Origin of the sequence: Massilia sp. Root335 (assembly GCF_001425685.1) — a bacterium.
In the GTDB taxonomy this organism is placed as follows: domain Bacteria; phylum Pseudomonadota; class Gammaproteobacteria; order Burkholderiales; family Burkholderiaceae_D; genus Telluria; species Telluria luteola.
The window spans coordinates 156,204-179,802 of sequence record NZ_LMCY01000033.1 but is presented as its reverse complement, the minus strand read 5'-3'; the positions used below and the strand labels follow the sequence as shown (position 1 = coordinate 179,802).

The 23,599-nt window shown below is 72.0% G+C and carries 21 protein-coding genes; 12 read left to right on the top strand and 9 right to left on the bottom strand.

Annotated elements, in window-relative coordinates; translation table 11 throughout:
• Positions 1-17 precede the first annotated feature (17 nt).
• From ASC93_RS18750 to ASC93_RS18720, 7 genes are all read right to left on the bottom strand, one after another.
• Positions 18-2,276, bottom strand: a complete 2,259-nt coding sequence (locus tag ASC93_RS18750; protein ID WP_056446038.1) for a bifunctional serine/threonine-protein kinase/formylglycine-generating enzyme family protein — start codon at positions 2,274-2,276, stop codon at positions 18-20.
• The gene (locus ASC93_RS18745; protein ID WP_229412785.1) at positions 2,273-4,357 is read right to left on the bottom strand and encodes a hypothetical protein; all 2,085 of its coding nucleotides are present in this window, start codon (positions 4,355-4,357) and stop codon (positions 2,273-2,275) included. The genes ASC93_RS18750 and ASC93_RS18745 overlap by 4 nt, the downstream gene beginning before the upstream one ends.
• Positions 4,358-4,407: 50 nt before the next feature.
• Positions 4,408-5,409 carry a hypothetical protein gene (locus ASC93_RS18740; RefSeq protein ID WP_056446032.1) on the bottom strand — a complete coding sequence of 334 codons (1,002 nt, stop codon included), beginning with the start codon at positions 5,407-5,409 and terminating at the stop codon, positions 4,408-4,410.
• Positions 5,406-6,461, bottom strand: a complete 1,056-nt coding sequence (locus tag ASC93_RS18735; protein ID WP_056445663.1) for a hypothetical protein — start codon at positions 6,459-6,461, stop codon at positions 5,406-5,408. The genes ASC93_RS18740 and ASC93_RS18735 overlap by 4 nt, the downstream gene beginning before the upstream one ends.
• Positions 6,458-7,018 carry a hypothetical protein gene (locus ASC93_RS18730; protein ID WP_056445659.1) on the bottom strand — a complete coding sequence of 187 codons (561 nt, stop codon included), beginning with the start codon at positions 7,016-7,018 and terminating at the stop codon, positions 6,458-6,460. Before ASC93_RS18730 ends, ASC93_RS18735 begins: the two co-directional genes overlap by 4 nt.
• The gene (locus ASC93_RS18725; protein ID WP_056445655.1) at positions 7,011-8,264 is read right to left on the bottom strand and encodes a hypothetical protein; all 1,254 of its coding nucleotides are present in this window, start codon (positions 8,262-8,264) and stop codon (positions 7,011-7,013) included. Before ASC93_RS18725 ends, ASC93_RS18730 begins: the two co-directional genes overlap by 8 nt.
• A gap of 103 nt (positions 8,265-8,367) precedes the next feature.
• Positions 8,368-11,475, bottom strand: a complete 3,108-nt coding sequence (locus ASC93_RS18720) for a penicillin-binding transpeptidase domain-containing protein (RefSeq protein ID WP_056445652.1) — start codon at positions 11,473-11,475, stop codon at positions 8,368-8,370.
• A 197-nt stretch (positions 11,476-11,672) separates the two neighbouring features.
• Between ASC93_RS18720 and ASC93_RS18715 the strand changes: the two genes are divergently transcribed.
• The 7 genes from ASC93_RS18715 to ASC93_RS18685 all read left to right on the top strand — a co-directional run bounded on the left by ASC93_RS18715 (position 11,673) and on the right by ASC93_RS18685 (position 17,274).
• Entirely contained in the window at positions 11,673-11,891 is a 219-nt protein-coding gene (locus ASC93_RS18715) for a hypothetical protein (RefSeq protein WP_056445649.1), read from the top strand.
• Between the two features lie 149 nt (positions 11,892-12,040).
• Positions 12,041-12,589: a YXWGXW repeat-containing protein gene (locus ASC93_RS18710; protein ID WP_056445646.1), complete on the top strand. Its 549-nt coding sequence runs from the start codon at positions 12,041-12,043 to the stop codon at positions 12,587-12,589.
• Positions 12,590-12,668: 79 nt separating this feature from the next.
• Positions 12,669-13,370, top strand: a complete 702-nt coding sequence (locus ASC93_RS18705; protein ID WP_056445643.1) for a ribonuclease HI family protein — start codon at positions 12,669-12,671, stop codon at positions 13,368-13,370.
• Positions 13,339-14,031 (top strand): HD domain-containing protein, encoded by a 693-nt coding sequence (locus ASC93_RS18700; protein WP_056445640.1) that lies wholly within the window; start codon positions 13,339-13,341, stop codon positions 14,029-14,031. Before ASC93_RS18705 ends, ASC93_RS18700 begins: the two co-directional genes overlap by 32 nt.
• A 72-nt stretch (positions 14,032-14,103) precedes the next feature.
• Positions 14,104-15,363: an MFS transporter gene (locus ASC93_RS18695; RefSeq protein WP_056445637.1), complete on the top strand. Its 1,260-nt coding sequence runs from the start codon at positions 14,104-14,106 to the stop codon at positions 15,361-15,363.
• Between the two features lie 407 nt (positions 15,364-15,770).
• Complete coding sequence (gene asd / locus ASC93_RS18690; RefSeq protein ID WP_056445634.1) at positions 15,771-16,622, top strand: archaetidylserine decarboxylase; 852 nt, start codon at positions 15,771-15,773, stop codon at positions 16,620-16,622.
• Between the two features lie 64 nt (positions 16,623-16,686).
• The gene (locus tag ASC93_RS18685; RefSeq protein ID WP_056445631.1) at positions 16,687-17,274 is read left to right on the top strand and encodes a hypothetical protein; all 588 of its coding nucleotides are present in this window, start codon (positions 16,687-16,689) and stop codon (positions 17,272-17,274) included.
• A gap of 3 nt (positions 17,275-17,277) precedes the next feature.
• Here the strand turns inward: ASC93_RS18685 and ASC93_RS18680 are convergent, their stop codons facing one another.
• The gene (locus tag ASC93_RS18680; RefSeq protein WP_056445628.1) at positions 17,278-18,189 is read right to left on the bottom strand and encodes a LysR family transcriptional regulator; all 912 of its coding nucleotides are present in this window, start codon (positions 18,187-18,189) and stop codon (positions 17,278-17,280) included.
• 116 nt (positions 18,190-18,305) lie between these two features.
• On the opposite strand from ASC93_RS18680, the gene ASC93_RS18675 reads away from it, so the two are divergent.
• The 3 genes from ASC93_RS18675 (at position 18,306) to ASC93_RS18665 (ending at position 20,715) form a co-directional block, all read left to right on the top strand.
• Positions 18,306-18,899 carry an FMN-dependent NADH-azoreductase gene (locus tag ASC93_RS18675; RefSeq protein ID WP_056445625.1) on the top strand — a complete coding sequence of 198 codons (594 nt, stop codon included), beginning with the start codon at positions 18,306-18,308 and terminating at the stop codon, positions 18,897-18,899.
• A 42-nt stretch (positions 18,900-18,941) separates the two neighbouring features.
• Positions 18,942-19,841, top strand: a complete 900-nt coding sequence (locus ASC93_RS18670) for a pirin family protein (RefSeq protein WP_056445622.1) — start codon at positions 18,942-18,944, stop codon at positions 19,839-19,841.
• A gap of 388 nt (positions 19,842-20,229) precedes the next feature.
• Complete coding sequence (locus ASC93_RS18665) at positions 20,230-20,715, top strand: hypothetical protein (protein WP_157202004.1); 486 nt, start codon at positions 20,230-20,232, stop codon at positions 20,713-20,715.
• On the opposite strand, the gene ASC93_RS18660 is transcribed toward ASC93_RS18665, so the two are convergent.
• Positions 20,684-21,832: an acyltransferase gene (locus tag ASC93_RS18660; RefSeq protein WP_056445618.1), complete on the bottom strand. Its 1,149-nt coding sequence runs from the start codon at positions 21,830-21,832 to the stop codon at positions 20,684-20,686. The genes ASC93_RS18665 and ASC93_RS18660 overlap by 32 nt on opposite strands.
• 90 nt (positions 21,833-21,922) lie before the next feature.
• On the opposite strand from ASC93_RS18660, the gene ASC93_RS18655 reads away from it, so the two are divergent.
• Positions 21,923-22,897, top strand: a complete 975-nt coding sequence (locus ASC93_RS18655) for a succinylglutamate desuccinylase/aspartoacylase family protein (protein ID WP_056445615.1) — start codon at positions 21,923-21,925, stop codon at positions 22,895-22,897.
• Between the two features lie 36 nt (positions 22,898-22,933).
• The gene (locus ASC93_RS18650) at positions 22,934-23,584 is read left to right on the top strand and encodes a LysE family translocator (RefSeq protein WP_056445603.1); all 651 of its coding nucleotides are present in this window, start codon (positions 22,934-22,936) and stop codon (positions 23,582-23,584) included.
• Positions 23,585-23,599 lie beyond the last annotated feature (15 nt).

The following is a 23,599-nucleotide window of genomic DNA, read 5'->3' as shown; positions in this document are numbered from 1 at the left end:
GTATCGTGCCGGGCCGCTTACATCAGGTCGCGCACGACACGAAAGCCGACGATGTCGTTCGACAGCGCGGCCGAAAAGCCGTTGCGCAAGGCTGAGCGCAGATAGCGCGGGTTGTACAGCCACGAGCCGCCGCGCAGGATGCGGCGGGCCTGGTCGCCGCCCTCGTCCCACGCGCTGCCGTCCAGCGGCGCGCCGTCGTAATTGTCGTGCACCACGTCCTGCACCCATTCCCATACGTTGCCGTGCATGTCGAACAGGCCCCACGGGTTCGCCGCGAACATGCCGACCGGCGTCGTGCCGCGGCGGTACGCGCCGCGCGGGCTGCCGTTGTACGTGAAGTTGCCGTCGTAGTTGGCCTGCTCCGTCGTGATCGTGTCGCCGAACGAAAACGCCGTCTTCGTCCCGGCGCGGCAGGCGTACTCCCATTCGGCCTCGCTGGGCAGGCGGTACGATTTTCCGGTCGCCTCCGACAGCCACCGCACGTAGCGGATCGCGTCGAACCAGTTCACGCCGACGACGGGATGGCGGTCGGTCTGCGCGAAGCCGGGCGCGTCCCAGTCGACTTCACCGCTCGTGCGCCAGCCGGTCGCCAGCACGAACAGGCGCCATTCGCCGACCGTCACGGGATAGCGGCCCATCGCGATCGGCTTCTCGATGCCGACCCAGTGCTGCGGCAATTCGCGCGCCAGCCAGCCCGGTTGCGAGCCCGCCTCCATCGCGATCCTGCGCTCGTGTTCGGGGGAGCCCATCTGGAAGCGGCCCGTCGGCACCAGCACGAGTTCAGGACCGCGGCTCTCGCCGCCTTCGAAACGGTCGCGCAGCACGCCCTCGGTATCGGCGACGGGACTGGCCGGCGTCGGCAGCAGCTGCTCGAGGACGGCCTGGGCACGCGCCGCTTCCTCCAGACGGGCGCGCTTCTGCTCGGCGAGATACACGGCCGCCGCCTTGGCCTGGGCCAGTTTGCGCTGCGTCTCCTCGCGCTCCAGCCGCGCCTTTTCCGCTTCCGCCGCGCGCCGCTCGAGGAGCTGCTGGCGCAGCGCTTCCTTGCGCGCCGCCCGCGCCTCTTCGGCGGCCGCCTTCGCCGCCCGTTCGTGTTCGCGGCGCTGGCGGTCCAGCTGGGCTTTCGCGGCCGCCTCGGCCTGGGCGCGCGCCTCCGCCAGCTTGCGCGCCGCGACGTCGCGCGCGGCCTGCGCGGCGCGTTCGCGGGTGGCGTCGGCCTGCGCACGCTGTTCCGCTTCCGCGCGGGCACGCAGCTCGTCCGCGCTGGGTCCCTGCGCGGCGCGCAGGCGCGCGAGCAGCTCCGCCACGCTGGCCGGACGCCGCGTCGGTTCGGGGGCAAATCCCGCGCGCAGCACGTCCCACTGGGCGTCGTTCACGCCGTCCGGCCGCGCCGGACCGGCATGCGCCGGCAACGCGCCCGCCAGCATCCGGTACAACATGACGGCGACGGCATACACGTCGAGCCCGCGCTCCGGCACGCCCGCCACGCCGCCGCCGCCGGCCTCGGGCGCGCGATAGCCGGCCGTGCCCGAGCTGGCCGGCGCCTCCAGCGCGAGGCCGCCGGCGCGTGCCCGCGCCGCGATGCCGAAGTCGAGCAGCTTGACGTCGCCGCCGCGCGCGAGGAACACGTTGGCGGGCTTGATGTCGCGGTGGACGAGGTGGTGCCGCTCCCACGCGTAGTCGAGCGCATCGGCCAGCGGCGCCAGGATGTCGAGCGCGCGGTCGAGGGCAAGCCGGCCTTCGCGCGCGAGCAGCGTGTCGAGGTCTTCGCCTTCGAGGCATTCCATGATGATGAAATAGCTGCCCGTGGCCGGGTCCTGCGCCCAGTCGTAGACGCGCACGATGTGCTCGTGCGCCAGCTGGCGCGCGCGGGCCGCTTCCTCGATCAGCAGCTTCGCGTGCAGCGAATTTTCCGTGAGCCGCGGCGGCAGGATTTTCAATGCCACCTGGGCGCTGTGGCCCAGTTCCGCGTGCGTGGCGAGGTCGGTCGCCTGCCACACCTCGCCCATGCCGCCTTGCGCGATCAGCCGTTCGAGGCGATAGCGGCGGTGCGCGGGCCCCACTTCCTGCGTGGCCATCAGGCCGATCTCGGTGCCGGCGCGCGCGGGCGCCTCGGCGTGCGCGGACGAGTCGGCGGCAGGGTTGACGGAAGGGTTGACGGCATACGCCGCGTCCAGGATCGCATTCTTGCGGCTGTCGAACTCCTGGCGGCTCAACAGGCCGTCCTCGTGCAGCGCGCGCAGTTCGCGCAGCTTGTCGATGGCCGTCTGCATCATCCCCGCGCCGGCAGCGGCGCGCCGCAACTGCCGCAGAAACGGTCGCCGGCCTGCGCGTCCGCGTGGCGGCACGCCTGGCCGTGCGCCAGCGCCGCGGCGCCCGCGATCAGGCCTGAACCCAACTGCGCCTGCGTGGCCAGCGCGCCCTTGTTCACGTCGTTCTGCAACGCGAGCAGGTCGAGCTGGTGGCGCCGTTCGCGCTCCAGCTCCGCGTCGCGCCGTTCGCGTTCGCGCGCCACGTGTTCCTCGGCCAGCCGCAGCGCCTCCTGCGGCGGCACCGACGCGAGCGCCGCCAGCTGCTCCGCGCTCATGCCGGCCTGCGTGCGCGCCTTGAGCACGTCCGCCAGCAGCGCCGCGTTCGGGCTGGCCGCCAGCACCAGCTTGGTCGCGTCGTCGACGGCGCCCAGCGCCTCCATGCGGCGCAGCTCGTGGTCCCGCTCGGCGGCCACGGCGTCGGCCTGCAGCGCGGCGCGCGCCTGCTCGCCGTCCAGCGCCGCCCGCTGCAGCGACGCGTCGGCGGCGATCGTGCGCAGCAGCTTTTCGTGCTGGGCCAGCGCATCGGCCTGGGTGCCGTCGCGGCGCAGCGCTTCCACGCGCTGGCGCACGGTCTCGGCATCGACGGATTCGCCCCGCTCGGCCGCACGCAGCCGCGCCGCCGCCTGCGCGTCGTCCCATTCCAGCGCGCGCTCGGCGCCGCGGCGGCGCGCGGCATTCGCCAGCTCCAGCAGTTTCAGGCGGCCCGCGTGTTCTTCCGCGTCGATCGCGCGCATGCGGCGCGCCGCGTCTTCCTCGGCCGCGGCAAGGCGCGCCAGTTCCGCGCGCTGGCGGACCGCGTCCTCGATGCCGCGCGCCTGCTCGATCTTGTTGCGGATCTGCTGCTGCAGCAACTGGTGCGTGAAGCGCTGCGCCGCGACGGTGCGCGCCTGCGCGGCGTCCTCGCGCGCCAGCGCCACTTCCTCGCGCATGCGCACGGCCGCCAGTTCGCGCAGGTGCGCCCATTCCGTTTCCTGGTCCGCGCGCGCGCCGCGCTTCTGCGCCAGTTCGTGTTCGAGTTCCGCGACGAGATCCTGCGCGCCGCGCTCGATGGCCTGCTTGCGCGACCGGGCCGCGACGATGCGGCCATACAGCTCGATCTCGCGGGCGCGGATCGCCTGCGCGCGCTCGGCGTTCTGCAGGGTCATGTCGGCGCGCTCGAGGCTCGCACCCTGGCGCAGTTCGGCGCGGCGGTGCGCGAGGCGCGCCTCGCTTTCCTCACGCGCGATGCGGCGCCACTCGTCTTCCGTGTACAACTCGTCCAGCTGGCGCGCATGCTCGACCTTCACCCGCTGCTCGTCGGCGGCGAGCCACAGGCTGCCGATGCGCGCGCGGTTGGCGTCGAAGCGGTCGTGGCGCAGCGCCAGCGTCTCCACGCGCACCAGCCCCAGGCCGTAATCGGCCAGCAGCGTCGCGAGGCCGCCCTGCAGGTGCTGGTCGAGTTCCGGCCGCAATTCGCGCTGCCCCGCCATCTCGCGCAGCGAGCGCGCGGCGACGAATTCGGCGGCGAGCTGGCGCACCGGCTGCGCCAGCAGTTCGCGCAGCTGGTCCGCCTTGACCGTGCCCGGCATCGTCATGAAGTAGCGCGCGAACGCGGGCACGCTCTCGATGCGCACCGACAGCGCGAGACGCGCCGACACCTCCAGGTGTTCCGCGCTGCGCAGGCCGGCAAGCTCGAATTCGACGGGAAGCGCGCTGCTGCGCGTGACGAGGATCTCGGCATGCTGGTCGCGCAGCAGGTGGTTCAGGCGCGTGAAGAAGCCTTCGATCTCGTACTCGCCCTGCGGCACTTCCGTCGCGTCCTCGCCCTGCAGGATATAGGCGCGCGCCGTGGCGGGCACGCGCAAGGTCTTGACGAACACGCCGGACAGCGCGCGCACGCCGAAGAACACGGCCAGTTCGTCCGGGCCGGGCACCCAGCGGTTCTCGACCAGCATGGGCGCATGGCGCGGCGTCCCCAGCATCAGGCCGCAGCCGGCGCAATAGCCGTCGGCCGCCTCGTGGGCCTGCGCGCAGCGCGGGCACCTGGCACCGCCTAATCCGAACATCCGCAACATCATCGACTCCTTCCCGTTTCCGCCCACGCGCAAAGCCTACCTCAAATGATCCCGATCCGCTCGACGCAGGCGACGCTCGCGCCGCGCGCGCGGACGTCGTCCACGAACCCCAGCGGCAAGCCGTCGCGCCACGCATGCGGCAGCACGATCCGGTCGCCCGGCCCGGCCTCGCGCAGCAGCAGCGCGCATTTCGGCGCGAGGCCGTCGACCGTGTCCACGCGGCCAACGTGCCAGGCATCCGAGCAGCCGGTCGCCAGCAGCCGCGCGCGCGGCAGGAATTCGCGGCCGCGCGCCATGCGGTCGGCCAGCACCAGCGCCAGTTCGTACGACCGGCCCGCGAAACCGGCGGCGCCGAATCGCACCGTCGTGCGCCAGCGGTGCAGGCCCCGGCCGTCGAAATGGCGGGCGCCGGCCAGCGCCTGGCGCACGGCCGACTGGCGCGCCGCATCGGCACCCGGCACGACGATCGTCTGTTCCTCGTCCACCCGCTCCGCATCCGGTGCCAGCGGCTGGACGCTCACCTCGACCCATGCCAGGGCGTCGCCGTCGCCGCCGCTGTGCAGCGGGAACCACGCGCGTGCGCTGGACACGCGTGCGCCGGGATCGGGGTGGCCGTCCAGCTGGCCCAGGTGCGCGAGGCCGTCCGGGCCGCCCAGCAGCGCGTCCGGCGACGCGTCGGCGACGTCGTGGCCGTCGACACGCCCCAGCTGCCACGCGTCGGACCAGCCGTTCGCGACCACGCCGCCGCGTCCATGCCACACGCCGCGCACCATGCGGTCGGCCAGGACGAACGCGAGTTCGCAGTCGCGTCCGGACGGTGCGCGGTCGGCGCTGAGCACGACCTGGTCGCGGCTGTCGATCTTCGCTTCCGTGTGGCGCGCGAGGCGCACGGCCTGCTGCAAGCGCTCGGCGCGCTGCGGGTCGCCCGGCACCGTGCACTTGACGTCGGCGCGGCCGGCGCGCTCGCGCCGCGTGGCCGTCACCGTGAGCAGCGTGCCGTCGGCGAGGCGGCTGCGGCAGGTCGCCTGCTGCGGGGCCGTCATGCCGGTTCCTTCGCCGCGTGCACGGCGCGGCGGCCGGCGCATTCCGCTTCGAGGTTGGCGACGATGCGCTCGGCCTCGTCGTACAGCGCCGCGAGCCGCGCATCGCCTTCGTCCTTGTCGGCGCCGTCGAGACGGGCCAGCAGCGCCCACGCCTCGTCCAGCGCGACCGTCGCGCGGCGGCTGTGGCGCATGCGCCGCAGCTGGTCGTCGATGGCGAGCGGCTGGCCCGGCGCGGCCAGCACCAGCGCCGGCATCGTCGTGATCTCGACCGACAGGCGGTCCAGGCGCTGCAACAACGCCTGCTGCTGGCGGAACTGGTCCTGCCCGGACGGCAGCGCGCCCAGGCGCAGGCCGCACATCAGGCAAGGCAGTTCCAGGAACATCCGGCGCAAGGCCTTCGCATCGGCCAGCGCCGGCTCGACGCGTTCGACGCGTTCGGCGACCGACGCCGGGGCCACGGCGACGGCACCCCCGGCGGCGCGGGCGGCCAGCTGCGCCGCGTAATCGACGTCGTCCAGCTCGACGGGCACGCAATCGTCCACGCTCAGGCCGAAACGCAGGTACAGCAACTGGTTCAGGCCCAGGCGGAACGCGTTCCACTCGTCGATGTCGGCGCACGGCGGCAGGTCCAGCGCGCCCTGCTCCAGCGCGCTGCGCACGGCGCCCTCGACGGCGGCGCCCAGCGCCGCCAGGTCGACGCGGCCGTCCGCTTCCGCCGCGAGATACAGGTCGAAGCGCTTGCCGGCCGGCGCCGGGTCGAGCGGGTCGATGGCGAACGTGGTGCGCAGGCCGATCTCGGGCGCCTGCGCGAACGGGACGATGGCGATCGTGTACGGCCCCGGGTGGAACGCCCACGCCAGTTCGCCGGGCCGCAGCTCGACCTTCTTGCCGGGCGGCGTGGTGGCGCGGCGCGGACGGCCGTCGGCGTCGACGATCACGATGGGGCAGCCCGGCGGCGTGCCGCAGCCGGGCTGCAGGGGCACCGCGACGGCCGTGCGTCCGAGGCTGCACGCGTCGTGGGCGGGTGCGGCGCGCTTGAAGAATGGGATCATGGTGTGTCCGCCTCCAGCGGTTCGACGGTGAAGCGGGCGCCGTGCGCCTGCAAATGGTCGCCCGGCGCGGCCGCGAACGGCCACGGGGCCTCGCACTCGCCGTCGGCATCGAGTTGCGCGGCCAGGATCGTGGCGCCGGCGCCGTCCGCCACGCGCAGCGGCGCGCGCGCCACCAGCAGCGCTTCCGCGAACGGGGCCTGCGGCGCCAGTTGCAGGATCGCGCGCCAGGCGCCGCCGGCGTCCACGAAATGGAGCGTCCACCAGCCGTCTTCGGTGACGAGGGCGGCCGGCGTGCCGCTGCTGGCCGCGCGCAGCACGCCGCGGCTGCCGCGCCATGCGACGGCCGCCGCGCGCCGTTCCAGCGCCAAATGGCGCAGCCGGCGCGCCGTCAGCGGCGACGCCTGCAGCGCGGCCCGCTCGCCCGCCGTCAGCGGCCGGCTGCCGTCCAGCGCGGCGGCCAGCGTGGCGTCGTCCAGCATCAGCCGGTCGCCGGCCCTGCGGCGCTCCAGCAGCAGGGCTTCCTGCAGCCGGCGGGAGGTGGTGTCGTCGCTATGCATCGCTTCCTCGCTTGTCGTTGATGGCCGCGCCCAGGCGGGCGATGGCCGCGTCGCGCCGCTTGCGCAATGTCGGCAGCGAGACCTCGGCCAGCGCCGCCAGCTGCTGCATCGTCGGCAGCGCGCCGGTGGCCGGGTCGCGCCACGCGTCCGGATAGACGTCGTCGTCCTGCCCCAGCAGCCGCGCGAACACGGCGAGGCGCACGGGCAGGCCGTCGGCGGCCAGCAGGCGCGCGACCTGGCCGTCCGCCGGCGCGGCCGCTGCCGCCTCCCGCAGATAGCCGGGGGGCAGTGAAACGCTCAGCGCCAGCGTTTCCAGGCGCGGGTCGGCCGGAGCCTCGGGGGGCACGGGGTCCGGTTCCGGTTCTTCCAGGTCGAGCGCGTCCTGGCGCGCCTCGAGGATGCGGTCCGGGCCGGGCGTGGCGGCGCTGTCCGATTCCTGCAGCACGCGCCAGTAATCCTCGACCCAGGCCGAGGCGTCGTCCAGGTCCTGCAGCCAGTCCTGGTCGCGGTTCGCGGACAACTGTTCGTAGTCGCCGATCTCGCGCAGCATGGCGGCGATCTTGTCGGGGCTCGTCTTCAGGCTCGCGAAGCGCTTGGAGCGGGTGTGCAGCGGCCCGGGGCCGCCGCCGAACGCTTCCAGCGACGCGCTCCAGCGCAGCACCCACTCGGGCCGGCAGTCCGCGATGGTGCGCAGCTGGCGCACTTCGATGGGCGCGGCGCCGTCGTCGATCGCGCGGCCGAGGATGGCGCCGACCTGCGCCCGGTGCGCGCGCCAGCCGGCGAACAGGCGCGCGACGTCGTGGTAGGCGGTATCCAGCATGCGGTAGGCGTACATGCGGTTCGGGCTGCAGGGGCGGCCGCAGGCGGCCTGGTAATTGTCGGCGTCGACGCGGTCGCGCAGCACGGCAAACATATCGTTCACCTTCTTGCGCAGCAGCGCGTCGCCCGCGGGTTGGCCGGCCAGCGCGGCGCACAAGGCGTCCCAGTCGGCCGGACGGGCGCGCAGTTCGACGACGAGGGCCACGGCCAGCTCGTACACGGTGTCGCCGTAGCCGTTGGCGGGCGCGCGGGCGCGGGCGCCGTGGCGCTGGGCCAGCAGCTGCGCGGCCATGCACTCGACGTAGTCGTCCAGCCGGTCCGGGCGCGCGCCGCCCTCGCCGCGCAGTGCGGCGAGCGAGCACTGTCCCAGCAATTTGCGCACTTCCTCCCACCCCGGTTCCTGGTACCGGGTCCCCGGCAAACGCATAAATCCTCTTCGATGGCTCGATCCCCAATGACAGGACCGTAATAGATGATGCCATAGAAACACACCGGGGAGGCGCCCAGCTGAGTGGAAAATACCCCTTAATTCAACGCGTTGGCGGATTCCGGCGGGCCAGCGCGCCCAGCACGGCCGCCGCGACGGGCGCCGCGTGCGCGCCGCCGGTCGCTTCCGAGCGGCTGACGAAGACGGCGACGGCCAGGCGGTGGTCCTGCCCCGGCACGCTGTGCGGCTCCAGCCAGCCCGTGAACCAGACCGTGGCGAGCGTGCCGTCGCCCACCGGCGCCGTCCCCGTCTTGCCGGACAGGCCACGGCGGATGCCGGCCAGTTCCGGGGCACGGAACGCGCCGGATGCGGTGCCTACGTCGACGACGCCCTTCATGCCGGCGCGGATGCGGTCCAGGCGCACGCCCAGCGCCGGCCCGGCGACGGGCGCCGCCGCGACGCCGTCGAGCTCTCCCAGCAAGTGCGGCACGATCACCCGCCCCTGGCCGACGGCGCCCGCCGCGAGGGCCATCTGCAGCGGCGTCGCCTGCATGCGCAGCCCGATCGCCATCTGGCGCAGCTCGTGGCGCGTGTGGATCGGGTCGATGCCGGCCGGCGTCGCCTGCAGCGCATCCCATGCCGACCACGGGTAGTCCGCCGGCAGCAGCCCGCCGTCGAGGCGCAGCGCCTGGCCGAAGCCGAGCCGGCGCGCCATCGCGACGATCGGCCGCACCGCATCCAGCGCATCCGGCGCCAATGGCTGCAGGTCGGGAACGCCGCCGTCGGGCCGGCCGCGCAGGCTCCGGTCCGACAACTCGCCCATCCATGCGAACCACGTGTTCAGGCTGTACGTCAGCGCCTGCGCGACGCCGAGCCGGCCGTCGTGCGCGCGCCGGTCCAGCCCCTGGTCGCGGAAGTTCGTGATGTGGGCGCGGCCGTCCAGCGGATAGGTGGGCGCGTCGGTGCGGAACGCGAAGCCGCGCGCGCGCGCCACGGCGTTGATGCCGGCCAGCGGCAGGCCGTCCAGCAAGGCGTCCAGTTGCTGGTCGGAGCGCGCCGCAAGCTCCAGGCCGAGGGCGCTGACGATCTTGAACGTCGACCCCGGCGCCCGTTCCGCGCCGCCGTCGTGCTGCAGCGCGGGCAGGCGCAGCGGGCTCGCGGCCGGGTCGACGCGGTCGAAGTCGCGCGCCTCGCGCCAGTTCGCGGCATCCACCGCCGGCATGCCCGCCCCGGCCGCCGCGAGGATGGCGCCCGTCTCCGTGTCGAGCAGGACGACGCCCGCCTGCCGCCCGGCCGGCACGGCGCCGGCGCCGCTGCACGCCGCGCCGTCCCACCGGCCGCGGCGCATGGCGATGCACTCCAGCGCGGCCTGCGCGGCCGCCTGCAGGCCGGCGTCCAGCGTGAGGCGCGCCGCGTGATGGGCACCCGGAAGCCGGCCCAGCATCGCGGCGACGCTGCCGGGCTGGTTCGCCCGCACGCCCAGCAAGGTCGCCAGGCCGGCCGCGCGCGCCGCATCGGTCGGGGCGCCGGCGCGCCACAGCGGGACGCCGGCGCGGTCGGCCAGCACGACGTCGGCCAGTGGCGCCGGCGCGCGGGCCGCGGCCGGGCCGAGCGCCTGCCAGGCGAGGCGGCCGGCGCGCACGACGAGGTGGCGGTAGCGCGCATCGCCCGGCGTGGCGAGGGCCGCGGGCGGCAGCGGGTCGGCGTCCAGCACGATCTCGCCGGCGCCCGCGTCCGGCAGCAGGTCGAGCACCTGCACCTCGTCGGGCGCACCGCACGCGCGGCCGTCGCAAGCGGGCTGCGGATCGCTACGCAGCCGCGCGCCCGCCACGTGGCGCAGGCGGCCCGCGAGCATCAGCCGGATGCTGTCGCCGGCACGGGCCGGCGCCGCCAGATGCAGGTGCACGCGCGCAGCAAAGGCGCCCGCCGGCCACGCGTCCACGCGCTGCCACGGGGCCCAGCCCTGCGGCAGCCGCGCGAACAGGCGCGCCATCGAGGGCGGCATGTCGTCCGCCAGCGGCACCGGCGCCGTCGTCGCCGCCGTTGCCGCGCCCAGCACGGCGTCGGCGCGCCAGGTGCCGGGCATCCTCGCGGCGTCCGCGCCGGGCACGCGCCAGGCGAGCAGGCGCCGTTCGGCATTGAAGATGCGTACCTGCTCGCGCACGAAATCGCCGTCGGCGCGGCGGTACAGGCGCTCCAGCAGGCGCAGCGCGTCGCCGTCGAGCGTGACGCCATCCCACGGCGTCTTGCCGGCCGCGCGCCACGCGGCCAGGTCGGGCGGGGCCAGCTCGGCCAGGCCGTTCGCGCCGAGGCGCACGAGGCCGCGGGCGCTCAGTTGCGCGAACAACTGCTCGTCTTCCAGCGCCGGCGCGGACGCCGCCGGCACGCGATAGTCGCCCGGCGCCAGCAGCGCCTCGACGGCCGGGCCGTCCGCAGGCAGCGCGACGACGAGGGCGCGCCGTGCGGGCGCCGGACTATAGGGCTGCACGAGCAGTTCGCCGGCCAGCGGACACGCGCCGCTCGCCCGGCGCTGCAGGCGCAGCGCGCCGCCCTGCCACGTCAGCCAGCCGTCGCCGCGCAGCGCGGCCTGGCCCGTCGCCCCGCCCACCGGCCCGGCGCCGGCGGCCAGCCACTGCGCCTGGCCGTCCCAGCGCAGGCTCAGGTCGGGCGCATCCGGCGCGGCGCGGCCGTCGATGCGCACGCGCGGCATCGGCCGGTCGGTCAGCAGCACGTTGCGCGGCGCTTCGAGGCCGGCCAGGTCGGCGAACGTCCAGCCGATACGCAGCGGCAGCAGGCGGCCGGGGCGCGTGCGGTCCGCGAGCTGGCCGCACAGGTCGACGCGGTGCACGGGGCCGGCGCGCATGCCGGACAGGATGAGCAGCGCCGCCGCGCCGCGCGTGCGCACCGTTGCGCCCTCGGCTTGCGGCACGGTGAACGCGAGGCCCGGCAGCACAGACTGGAAGCGCGCGGCGCCGTCACCGGGCGCAATCGCGCCGGCCGCGGCCAGCCAGCGCGCGTGCACGACGATGAGGACGGCGCCCGCCGCGGCCATCAGCACGCAGCCGGCCGTGAGCCAGCGCAGCGGTGCCGGGCCGGCCACGCGCGCCCGTGCGCGCGCGGGCGCCGGCGGGCGCTTGGCGGCGCGCAGGTTGCGCGCGCGCCGCCAGCGCGTCCGGTTTGCCGCAACGGCCTCGACGAGCGCTCCGATCATCGGTATTCCCCCTCTGTTGTGCCCGTGCGCACCTAGCCGGGGGCGGGTGAAAGGAACGGCACGCCGGTCGCGATTTCGTGCGCTTCATCCCGCGTTTCTTGCGGTCCGTCGCACGCCGCTGGAGACCGGGAAGCCTTGTGGCTACAGTACACACATCGACAAACGCTTCATCCACCCACCACCCCGAGGAGAACATCATGAACGTCATCAAGCACATGGAAGCCGCCTTCCTGGTCGCACTGAGCCTGGCCGGCGTCGCGAGCGTCGCCGCCGACAGCGTCAAGCCCGCGCAAGCGACCGCCCCGGTCTACGCGACGACGGCCGGCATCCCGGTCGTGCACGTCACCGCCAAGCGCCTGACGCCGGTCGAAAAACAGCAGATGCTGGCGCTGGAACGCGTGCGGAGCCGCGCATGACGTGCACCGTGGACGGCCGCGCGCCCGCGCCGCCGTCCGCACGTTCCTCGACGTAATCTGTTTCAGATGTAAGCATCTGCTTCAACTGCTGAATCCAGCAGCACCCCGCGCTATATTGGTTTCATCCGCAGTCCGGATTGGAGACCAACATGAAACACCTCACTCTTGCCGCCCTGATCGCCATCGGCGCCGCCGCAGCACCGCTCCCTTCGATGGCTTACAGCAACGTCAGCCTCTACATCGGCACCGCGCCGCCGGCCCCGCTGTACGAACGCGTCCCCGCGCCGCGCCACGGCTATGTGTGGGCGCCCGGCCACTGGGAATGGAACGGCCGCCGCCACGTCTGGGCGCCGGGGTTCTGGGTGGTCGAGCGTCCGGGCTATGTCTACCGCGCACCCGCCTGGTATCAAGGCAATGGCGGCTGGTATATGCAGCCGGCCGCGTGGGCGCCATACGGCCGTGACCGCGACCGCGACGGCGTGCCCGATCGCTTCGAGCGCCGCGGCGACCGCTACTACGGCGACCGCGCCTACTACCGCGACCGCGACCGCGACGGCGTCCCCGACCGCTACGAACGCGGCGGCCGGCGCCACGACGAAGACCGCGACGGCGTGCCGAACCGCTACGACCGCGACCGCGACGGCGACGGCGTGCCGAACCGCCGGGATCACCGGCCGGACAATCCCTACCGCCGTTGATGCACCATGAAAACAGCACCGCCCGGTGCTGTTTTTCTTCGCGGACACGACGTCAGCGAAAAGCAGGTATCCTCACGGCATGAACGACTTCCCTGACCTGGACCGGATCGCCTATAAAGCCGAGCGCGCCGCCAGCCGCCGCCTGGCGCGCGCCGCCGGGTTGCCGGCCGACCAGGCGCTGCGCCGCACCCTGGAAGCAGCGGCCGGCACCCAGGGCCTCGCCGCCCTCGTCGCCGCGCGCACCGGCATGCTGGCCGCCCAGGCGGCACGCGACGCCGCCCGCGCCGCCGGGAAAGCCGCCGCCGACGCGCGCCGCGCGGCCCGCCACGACGGCCCGCCCAGCGCCTGGCGCGGCTGGTTCGACGGCTCCGCCAAGCCGAACCCGGGCCGCTGCGGCATCGGCGCCCGGCTCGACGGGCCCGCCGGCATCCGGGTCGAGATCGCCCGCCCGGCCGGCCACGGCAACAGCAGCGAGGCCGAATACCGCGCCCTGATCGCCCTGCTGGAAGCGGCCGTCGCGCACGGCGCGCGCGACCTCACGATCCATGGCGACAGCCGGGTCGTGATTGACGACGTCGCCGGCCCCGACCTGTACGCCGCGCCGGCGCTGGCGCCCTACCGCAGCCGCGTGCATGCCCTGCTCGCCGGCCTGCCCGACGTGCGCCTGCGCTGGGTGCCGCGCCACAAGAACACCGATGCGGACGCGCTGTCGCAGCGTGCGCTCGCGAACTTTTCCTTCGACGAATCCGATGCAGACGACGCACTACGAACGCCCTCCTGAACTCGCTGCCTGGCAGGCGCGCCTGGCCGCGCTGGCCGCCGCCGCGGTCGCGGAACAGGGCCCGGACGGCGCCCACGACCTGAACCATTTCGAGCGCGTGTGGCGCAATGCGCAGGCGCTGCTGGCGCATTACCCGCAGGCGGACGCGCTCGTCGTGCTGGCGGCCTGCTATCTGCACGATCTCGTCAACGTGCCGAAGGACGATCCGCGCCGCAGCGTGGCGTCGCGGCTGTCGGCGGAACTGGCCGGCGAGAGATTGGCCGCGCTCGATTTTCCGGCCGATAAACTGGCGGGCGTCGCCCACGCGATCGAGGCGCACAGCTTTTCCGCCGCCGTGCCCGCGACGACGCTGGAGGCGCGCATCGTGCAGGACGCCGACCGCCTGGACGGCCTTGGCCTGGTCGGCCTGGCGCGCATGTTCTACATCGCGGGCCGGATGGGCAGCAGCCTGGCCCACGGCAGCGATCCGCTCGCGCACGACCGTCCGCTCGACGACAAAGCCTATGCCCTCGACCACATCGAGGCCAAGCTGGCGCGCCTCCCGGCCATGATGCAGACGGTGGCCGGCCGCACGCTCGCCGAGGCGCGGCTGGCCGCGTTGACGGACTTCCGCGGCGCCTTCGCCCGCGAATGGAGCGGCATGCCGCAGGCCGGCGTTTGACGGGACGGCCGGTGTTGCCGGCAGGGCAATCGGTGCTACCATAAGCGCTTTCCGCTTCATTCCGGGAAGGCCATGACCAGCAGCACGACTCTTGCCAGGACCCCGTCCGGCAACCTGAATTTCGTCCTGATCTGCGTGTTCATCGACATGCTCGGCATCGGCCTCATCGTGCCCGTGCTGCCGAACCTCGTCGGCACATTCGTCGCCGACCGCGAGCAGCAGGCGCTGTGGTACGGCGTGCTCGGCTCCACGTTCGGCCTGATGCAATTCCTGTTCATGCCGCTGGTCGGCGCGCTGTCCGACCGCATCGGACGCCGTCCCGTGCTGCTGTATTCGATGGGCGGCATGTGCATCAACTTCCTCGCCACGGCGTGGGCGCCGAATCTCGCCTGCCTGTTCATCGGCCGGATCATCGGCGGCGCGTCGTCGGCCAGCATGTCGGTGGCGTCGGCGTACGCGTCGGACGTGTCGACGCCGGAGAACCGCGCGAAAAGCTTCGGCAAGATCGGCGCGGCGTTCGGTTTCGGCTTCATCTGCGGCCCGATGCTGGGCGGCCTGCTGGGCAATATGGGACTGCACCTGCCGTTCTACCTGGCGGCCGCGCTGTCCGCCGCGAACTTCGTGTACGGCTGGATCGCCGTGCCGGAATCGCTGCCGCGCGAACGCCGCACGCCGTTCCTGTGGGCGCGCATCAATCCGTTCGGCGCCCTGCTGCGCCTCGTGCGGCGGACCGACATCCGGGGCCTCATCGTCGTCTACGCGCTCGTCGCCTTCGCCCAGATGACGCTGCAGACGACGTGGGTCCTGTACACGACGTTCCGGTTCAACTGGACCCCGGGCGACAATGGCATCGCCCTGTTCTGCGTGGGCGTGTGCTCGATCGTCGTGCAGGCCGGGCTGCTCGCACGGCTGATCCGGCGCTTCGGCGAAGTGCGGCTGTCGCTGATCGGCCTCGCATCCGGCGCCGTCACCTATTTCCTGTACGCGGTCGCGACGCACGGCTGGATGATGTACGTCTTCATCGTGTGCAACCTGCTGTCGTTCGCCGCCGGCCCGGCGCTGCAGGGCATCCTGTCGAAATCGTCGTCGCCGCGCGAACAGGGCGAGTTGATGGGCTCCCTGCAATCGGTCAGCAGCATCGGCCTCGTCATCATGCCCCTCGTCGGCACCGAGCTGCTGCGCGCGGCGAGCCACCTGCCGCCGCTGGACTGGCGCATGGGCGGGCCGTTCTTCCTGTGCGCGGCGATGCAGGCCGCGGCGCTGCTGGTCGCGCACCGCTACTTCCGTCGCCACGGCATACCGGAGACGGCACCGGTCGCCGAGCAGGCGTGACGCCGGACGCCGCCATCGCCTGGCGGCCGTCGCCCTCATCGCCTGCGGGGCCGTCGCGATGCGGCTGGCCTGAAGTCGTGAATTCGGGGTCAGAGCCCTTTTTCGAGACTTTGCTCGCAGGCCATGCCGCTTGAAATTCCAGTCAAGCTATTGCTCAAAAACGGGCTCTGACCCCGGTGGTCAAGCGGGATGGCGTCATCACGATATGCATGTCAGAATGGCAAAAAATAGCACGGCCGCCATTGTCCACCAGATTTCCGACGCATTGTTGCCTAAGCGTAAATATTTTTGATATGCATAAGCGAAGCATTCCGGCCACTTTGCCGAATAATTAATGCTTTTTGGCAAAACCATTTTCGCGAACGCCCGCGCCGCTATAATGGCGCGTCTTTATTTCGAGGTTCACCGTGTCCGATCGCCTGAAAGTCCTGCCCCAGTATCTGCTGCCGAAGAGGCGCCTCACGACCTTCGCCGGCCGCGTGGCCGGTGCCAAGGGCGGCACGATCACGACGCGCCTGATCCGCTGGTTCGTCGCCAAATATGGCGTCAACATGGCCGAGGCCGAGAATGCCGATATCGCGAGCTATAAAAGCTTCAACGAATTCTTCACGCGGCCGCTGAGGGAAGGCGTGCGTCCGCTGGCCGACGCCGACTTCGTCTGCCCGGTCGACGGCGCCATCAGCCAGTTCGGCGCCATCGACGACCACCACATCCTGCAGGCGAAAGGCCACCGCTTCACGACGACCGAACTGGTCGGCGGCGACGCCACGCTGGCAAGTCAATTCCGCCACGGCTGCTTCGCCAACCTGTACCTGTCGCCGAAGGATTACCACCGCCTGCACATGCCGTGCGACGGCAAACTGATGCGGATGATCTACGTGCCGGGCGCCCTGTTCTCCGTCAACCCGACGACGGCGCGCGGCGTGCCGAACCTGTTCGCGCGCAACGAACGCGTCGTGTGCGTGTTCGAATCGCCCGAGCACGGCCCGTTCGCGCTGGTGCTCGTGGGCGCGACGATCGTGGGCAGCATGGCGACCGTCTGGCACGGCGTCGTGAATCCGCCGCGCATGCAGAAGGTGACGGAATGGACGTACGCGGACCGCGAGATCGTCCTGAAAAAAGGCGAGGAAATGGGCCGCTTCCTGCTCGGCTCGACGATCGTCATGCTGTTCCGTCCCGGCACGATCCGCTTCAACCCGGACTGGGCGCCGGAACGTGCCGTGCGCCTGGGCGAGATGATGGGCAACCGGCCGGCGTAAAAAAAGATATTGTACTGACAACTGTTTCGTGTCAGCATGGCATTTCTCTTTCACGGAGCACGCCATGCACGCCACGCCATCACCGCCTCCCGCCTCACTGACGTTCGCCGCCGCGCAGCAGGACATGCGCACGGCCTACCTGGGCGGCGCGCCCGGCCTGTTCGTGTCCGGGTCGGTCTGGGCCATCGCCGGCGCCGTCTGCCTGACGCGCTCGCCGCAAGCCGCCGTCTGGGCGCTGTACGCGGGCGGCGTACTGATCCATCCAGTCTCCGCGCTGCTCACGCGCGCGCTGGGCCGCTCCGCGCGCCATGCGGCCGGCAACCCGCTGGGCATGCTGGCCTTCGCGACGACCATCTGGATGATCATGATGCTGGCCCTCGTCTACGGCATCTCGGTGTGGCGCATCGATCTGTTCTTCCCCGCGATGCTGTTCGTGATCGGCGGCCGCTACCTGACGTTCGCCACGCTGTTCGGCCGCAAGCTGTTCTGGGTGTGCGGCGCCGTGCTGGCGCTGGCTGGCTATGCGCTGGCCGCGCGGCACGCGCCGCCGGCCGCCGTCGCATTCACGGGCGCGGCCGTCGAGATCGTGTTCGGCTGCATCCTGCTGGCCGGCATGCGCGGCACGAAGGGCACGGCGCACGTATCCGCCTGACGCTCAGGCCGGCTTGTCCTGGTCCTTGCAGAACATCTCGTCCATCATGTCGAGGAACGCCCGCGTCTTCGCGGGCATCAGGCGCCGGCCCGGAAACACGGCCCAGCCGGTCGCGACCGGCATCTCCCATTCCGGCAGCACCCGCACCAGCTCGCCCCTGTTGACGTGTTTCGCCACGATGAAATCCGTGCTCGCCGCAATGCCGACCCCGCTGCACGCGATGCGCGCCAGCAGCTGGGGTGAATTGGCCGTCAGCCGCGCCGTCAGTTCCTTTTCCCACCGCACCTTGCCGCGCTGCAGGACCCACGGCGCGGCGCCGCCCGTGCGGCTGAGGATGCACAGCAGGTCGTGCCGCAGCAGATCGTCCGGCTGTTCGGGCAGGCCGCGCCGCGCGAGGTAGGACGGCGCCGCGTACAAGCCGAAACGCTGCAGGGCGATGCGGCGCGCGGCCAGGGTCGAGTCTTCCGGCAGGTCGCCCATGCGGATCGCGATGTCGAAGTTCTCCGCGACGAGGTCCACGCGCCGCGGCGACAGGTCCAGTTCCAGCGACACGGCCGGATAGCGCTCGACGAAGCGCGGAATCATCTCGACCATGACGACGTTGGCGAAATCCTGCGGCATCGAGATGCGCAGCTTGCCGCTGGGTTCGGCCTGGCGGTGCTGCGCCAGCGCGCCGGCCGCCTCCACTTCTTCCGCCACCTTGCGCGCGTGCTCCAGCAGGCTCGCGCCGAACTCCGTCAGCATCAGGCGGCGCGTCGTGCGCTGCAGCAGGCGCTCGCCCACGCTCGCCTCCAGCATCGCGATGCGGCGCGAAACCGTCGACTTGGGCAGGTCGAGGCGCTGCGCCGCCATGCTGAAACTGCCTGCCTCGACGATGCGGGCGAACAGCAGCAAGTCGTTCGGTTCGACGTTCATGGTGTTGATTGTTCCATCGGTTGAATAATGTTATCCATTCTACCGCCTTCCGCTCGATATATGGACCCGCTAAAGTGACTCCATCGCAACACAAACCGACACGAAGGAATACCACCATGAACATCCTGCAGATCAACTCGAGCTTGCGCGGCACCCAATCCGAATCGACCCGCGTGGCCAACGCGATCGTCGCCAAGCTGGCCGCCGCCAATCCGGGCGCGACGGTCACGGTGCGCGACGTGGGCGCGAACCCGCATCCGGTACTGGACGAAGCGGCGCTCGGCGCCCTGTTCACCCCGGCCGACCAGCGCACGGCCGCCCAGGCCGCCCGCGTGGCCCTGGACGACACGCTGATCGCCGAAGCGCAGGCCGCCGACGTGATCGTGCTCGGTGCGCCGATGTACAACTTCGGCATGCCGATCCAGCTGAAGGCCTGGTTCGACGCGGTTGCCCGCGCCGGCGTGACGTTCCGCTACACGGAGAACGGTCCGGAAGGCCTGCTCAAGAACAAGAAAGTATACGTGGCCACCGCGCGCGGCGGCGTCTACCCGGCGGACGCCGACCCGCAAGTGCCGCACATCCGCATGCTGCTGAACTTCCTGGGCCTGGCGGACCACGCGTTCATCTACTCGGCGGCCCAGGCGATGGGCCCGGAAGCGGCCGCGCAGGGCCAGGCCGACGCCGATGCCGCAGTGGCGGCCCTGGCCTGAACGCTTTCATATCCCGGGAACGCGCACCGTAAGGAGAACATCATGACCCAGCAAGTGCAAACACAGACCGTGGCCACGAGCCGCGGTGTCGAACGCCTGGTCGGCGGCCAGTTCGTCATGGACGGCGCGGGCGTCAAGATCAACCGCGTGCTGACGCAGCCGCTGCAGCGTCGCCTCGACCCGTTCCTGATGCTGGACGCCTTCGGCAGCGACAAGGCGGGCGACTACATCGCCGGCTTCCCGGAGCACCCGCACCGCGGCTTCGAGACCGTCACCTACATGCTCGAGGGCCGCATGCGCCACCGCGACAGCGCCGGCCACGAAGGTTCGATCTCGAGCGGCGGCGTGCAGTGGATGACGGCCGGCCGCGGCGTGGTCCACTCGGAGATGCCCGAGCAGGACGAGGGGCTGATGGAAGGCTTCCAGCTGTGGCTCAACCTGCCCGCGCAGGACAAGATGCGCGCGCCCTGGTACCGCGACATCCCGGCCGCGGACGTGCCGCGCTTCACGCTGGCCTCCGGCGCGGCCGTGCAGGTGATCGCCGGCAGCACGCACGGCGTCGACGGCGCCGTCCGGCGCGACGTCACCGAGCCGCTGTACCTGGACATCGAGCTGCCCGCCGGCGCCGCGTTCGACCAGCCGCTGCCGGCCGGGCACAACGCCTTCCTGTACGTGTTCCGCGGCGACGTCATCGTCGAAGGCAAGGCGGTGCCGCAGGCGCGCATGGCCATCCTCGACAACGCCCGGGATGCCGACGGCGTGCGCATCAAGGCCGGCGCGCCCGCCCGCCTGCTGCTGATCGCGGGCCGGCCGCTGAACGAGCCGATCGCACAATACGGCCCGTTCGTGATGAACACGCAGGCCGAGGTGTTCCAGGCCGTCGAGGATTTCCGCAACGGGAAGTTCACGGACAGCACGGCGGCTGCTGCGGCGGCGGCTTAAAACCTGTGCCGGTTGGGTGGGCACCCCGTGCCCACGCGGACGCGTGCGAACCACGTGCGTTACGCGTGGGCGCGGGGCGCCCACCCTACGGCTTGTGCCTATGCGGACGTTCGCGCACCATGTGCGTTACGCGTGGGCGCGGGGCGCCCACCCTACGGTTTGTGCCTATGCCGACGTTCGCGCACCATGTGCGTTACGCGACGGCGCGGCGCGCCCACCCCACGGTCTGTGCCTATGCCGAATGTCCCGGTAGGGTGGGCACCCTGTGCCCACGCGGACGTTCGCCCACCGCGTGTGTTACGCGTGGGCGCGGGGCGGCCACGCGACGGCCGCGCGTTTCCGCTTCTTGGTCTACACTAGCGGGATCGCACTTCGCCTTTCATCCACGATGCCGCTGCTTCCCGTCCTGTCGTCCCTGCTGTCCCGCGCCAGCCGCGCACTCGGCCTGGAAAGCGTCGACGCCTTCCCGCCCGGCCACCGGTACGCCCGTACGCGCTGGGACCGCGCCTATTTCGACATCGCCTCCGACCTCAAGCCCGAACAGATGGAGACGGCGATCTGCGAAGCCATCGCCAACACGCCTACCGTCTTCGCCCACATCACCCACCCGACGCCGCGCATGCAGCGCGCGCTGCTCGGCGTGATCCACGCGCGCCTGCGCCGCGGCGGCACGGCGCCGACGGACCTCGTCGCCATGCTGATCGACGCCTGCGACAGCCCGCACACGCCGGAAGCCCTGCCCGGCCTGCGCGCCGCGCTGGCGTCGACGGCGGGCTACGACCCGTCGATGCGCATCGCCCACCTGCAGGCATGGCTGGCCGACATGCCGGTCGCCTTCGACGTCATCGAAGCGCCGGTGCGGGTACGGGGCTGAGCGCGCTGTCCCACCGTGCGAGCAGCCGCATGAACGGCGTCTCGACGCAGACGAACAGCAGCCACCCGGCCAGCAGCGACGCCAGCAGGCACGCGGCGATCGTGGCCCCGTCCCCGGCCCCGAAGCCCGCGCGCGCCATGCGCCCCGCGACGAGGATGCTGACGGATTTGTGCGTGAGGTAGATCGCGTACGACCACAGGGCGAGGCTGGCCGCGCCCGGCACCCGCACGCGGTGCAGCAGCGAGTCGGGCGCCAGCGCCGCCAGGATCAGCAAGGAACAGCCGAGGGCCAGCAGCGGATAGCCGGCAACGGTCTGTGCGAGGCCATAATGATCGCCGAGGAACCACGCCCAGGTTCCGGCGGTGACGCACAACCCGGCCGCCAGGAGCGCATTGCCGTGCGCGAGGAGGCGCCGCCACGATCCGGGCGCGCGGCGCCTGAGCAGCGCGAGCGCGACGCCCGCCAGCAATTCGTCGCAGCGGCACCAGCTCGAGTAATAGATGTACTGGTAGTAGTAGCCGAGCCGGTTCGCGGCGTGCTGCCCGTCGTGCCAGATCGTCGCGCGGGCCAGCATCCCGCCCGCGACGGCCAGCAGCAGCGCGATCCACGCCCAGCGCAGGCGCACGCCCGCTCGTCCGAGCGCGGCGCCGGCGATGGCGGCGGCCGGCAGCAGCATGTAGAACTGCTCCTCGATGCACAGCGACCACGCATGCGAAAACGCGGTGCCCGGCTGCAGATGGATATTCTGCGTGAAGGTCAGGTACTGCCACAGCGGGAGCATGGGCGTGGCGCCGCGCCAGGCCGGCCACAGCGCGTACAGCGCCAGCACGACCCAGAAGTTGGGGAGCGTGCGCAGCAGGCGGCGCGCGTAAAAGCGTCCGAGCCCGAATCCGCGCGCGCTGCCGAGCGCCCCGAAGATCTGGTTGCCGATCAGGTAGCCCGACAGCGCGAAGAACAGGTCGACGCCCGCCCAGCCCATCGTGCCGATCCAGCCGAAAGTCGGGGCGTCGCTGACGAACAGCGTGTAGTGGTGCAGCACCACGAGCGACACCGCGAGGGCGCGCAAGGTGTCGAGGCCGTGGATGCGCGGCGGGCCTCCCGTATTGACGCCGTCCATGTTGGCATTCTTTTACGAAAACACGGATGATGCCACGCCGGGGGCCGGCACGCTACAATGCCCGCATTCATTTTTTTTGGAACAAGACGCATGATCCCCGCCAGCCAGCTGCACTTCAAGTCCGTCAACTACACCGGCCAGGGCGCCGGCCCCAACGTCATCATCATGGGCGCCACGCACGGCAACGAGAAGTGCGGCACCCAGGCCATCCAGCGGATCATGGCGGAGATCGACGCCGGCACCCTCCGCATCGTCAACGGCGGCGTGACGTTCGTCCCCATCGTCAACCCGCTGGCGTACGCGAAAGACACGCGCTCGGGCGACCGCAACCTGAACCGCGACCTGTCCCCGAAAGCGGAACCGCACGACTTCGAGGACCATGTGGCCAACTGGCTGTGCCCACTGCTGGCCCGGCACGACGTCCTGCTCGACCTCCACTCGTTCAATGCCGCGCACGGCGAGCCGTTCGTGATGGTCGGCCCCCTCGACAACGACGGCCCCCTCGAACCCTTCGCGCACATGCGGGCCGAACGCGCGCTGGCGCGCCGCCTCGGCGTGCGCCGCTTCGTCACGGGCTGGATGGCCGCGTACGGCGGCGGCGTGCAGCGCCGGTCGCGCGGCAACGCGGCGGAACTGGAAACCGTGCTGCGCTACGGCATGGGCACGACGGAATACATGCGCAGCACGGGCGGCTATGCGCTGACCCTCGAATGCGGCCAGCACCTCGACCCGCGCGCGCCGGACGTCGCCTACACGGCCATCATGAACACCCTCGCCTTCCTGAAGATCATCGATGCGCCGGAACCGCAGCCGGTGCCGTTCGACGAGATGGAAGCGCTGCAGATGGTCGTCGTGCACGACAAGCTGCATGCGGACGACCGCTTCACGCGCCAATGGGCCAGCTTCGATCCCGTCGCGGAGGGCGAGCAGATCGGCGTGCGCGCGGACGGCACGCCCGTCGTCGCGGAATTCGCGGGCCGCATCCTGTTCCCGGACGTGAACGCCGCGCCGAACCACGAGTGGTACTACCTCACGCGCCCGAACCCGGCTTTCGGACGCGAATAACGCGGCGGCCTGCGGCGCGGCCGGGACGGTGCTACGATGTCCGGCACCGTCCACCACGCCGCCGCACCGACCGCCATGACGCCGAACACCCTGCTGCTCATCCTGAGCATCCACGCACTGGCCCTGATCTCGCCCGGGCCCGACTTCGCGGTCGTGACGCGCACCGCCATCGTCTCCGGCCGCCGCGCCGGCCTGTGGGCCGCCGCCGGCGTGGCGACGGCAATCGGCATCTATGTGCTGATCTCCGTCCTCGGCATGTCGCTCGTGCTGGCGGCGCTGCCGGGCCTGTCCCGCATCCTGGCCGTCGTCGGCGCGCTGTACCTCGCCTGGCTGGGCATCCAGTGCCTGCGCTCCAAGGGCCAGCTGCCGGACGCGCAGGCGGCGCAGGGCGGGGGCAGGACGTTCGTCAGCGGCTTCCTCACGAACCTGCTCAATCCCAAGGCCATGCTGTACTTCGGGTCGGTGCTGTCGCAGGCGCTCAAGCCGGGCCTGGCGGCGGCCGACGTCGCCCTCCTCTGGACCCTGCTCGTCGCCGAGTCGCTGCTGTGGTTCGCGCTCGTGGCGCTGCTGTTCTCGTCGCGTCCGGTGCTGGCCTGGCTGCGGGCGCGGCTCGTCTGGCTCGACCGGACGGTGGGCGCCGTGCTGCTCGTGCTGGCCGCCAAGGTCTCGATCCTGGCCGTGCGCTGACCATGCGCTGACCAT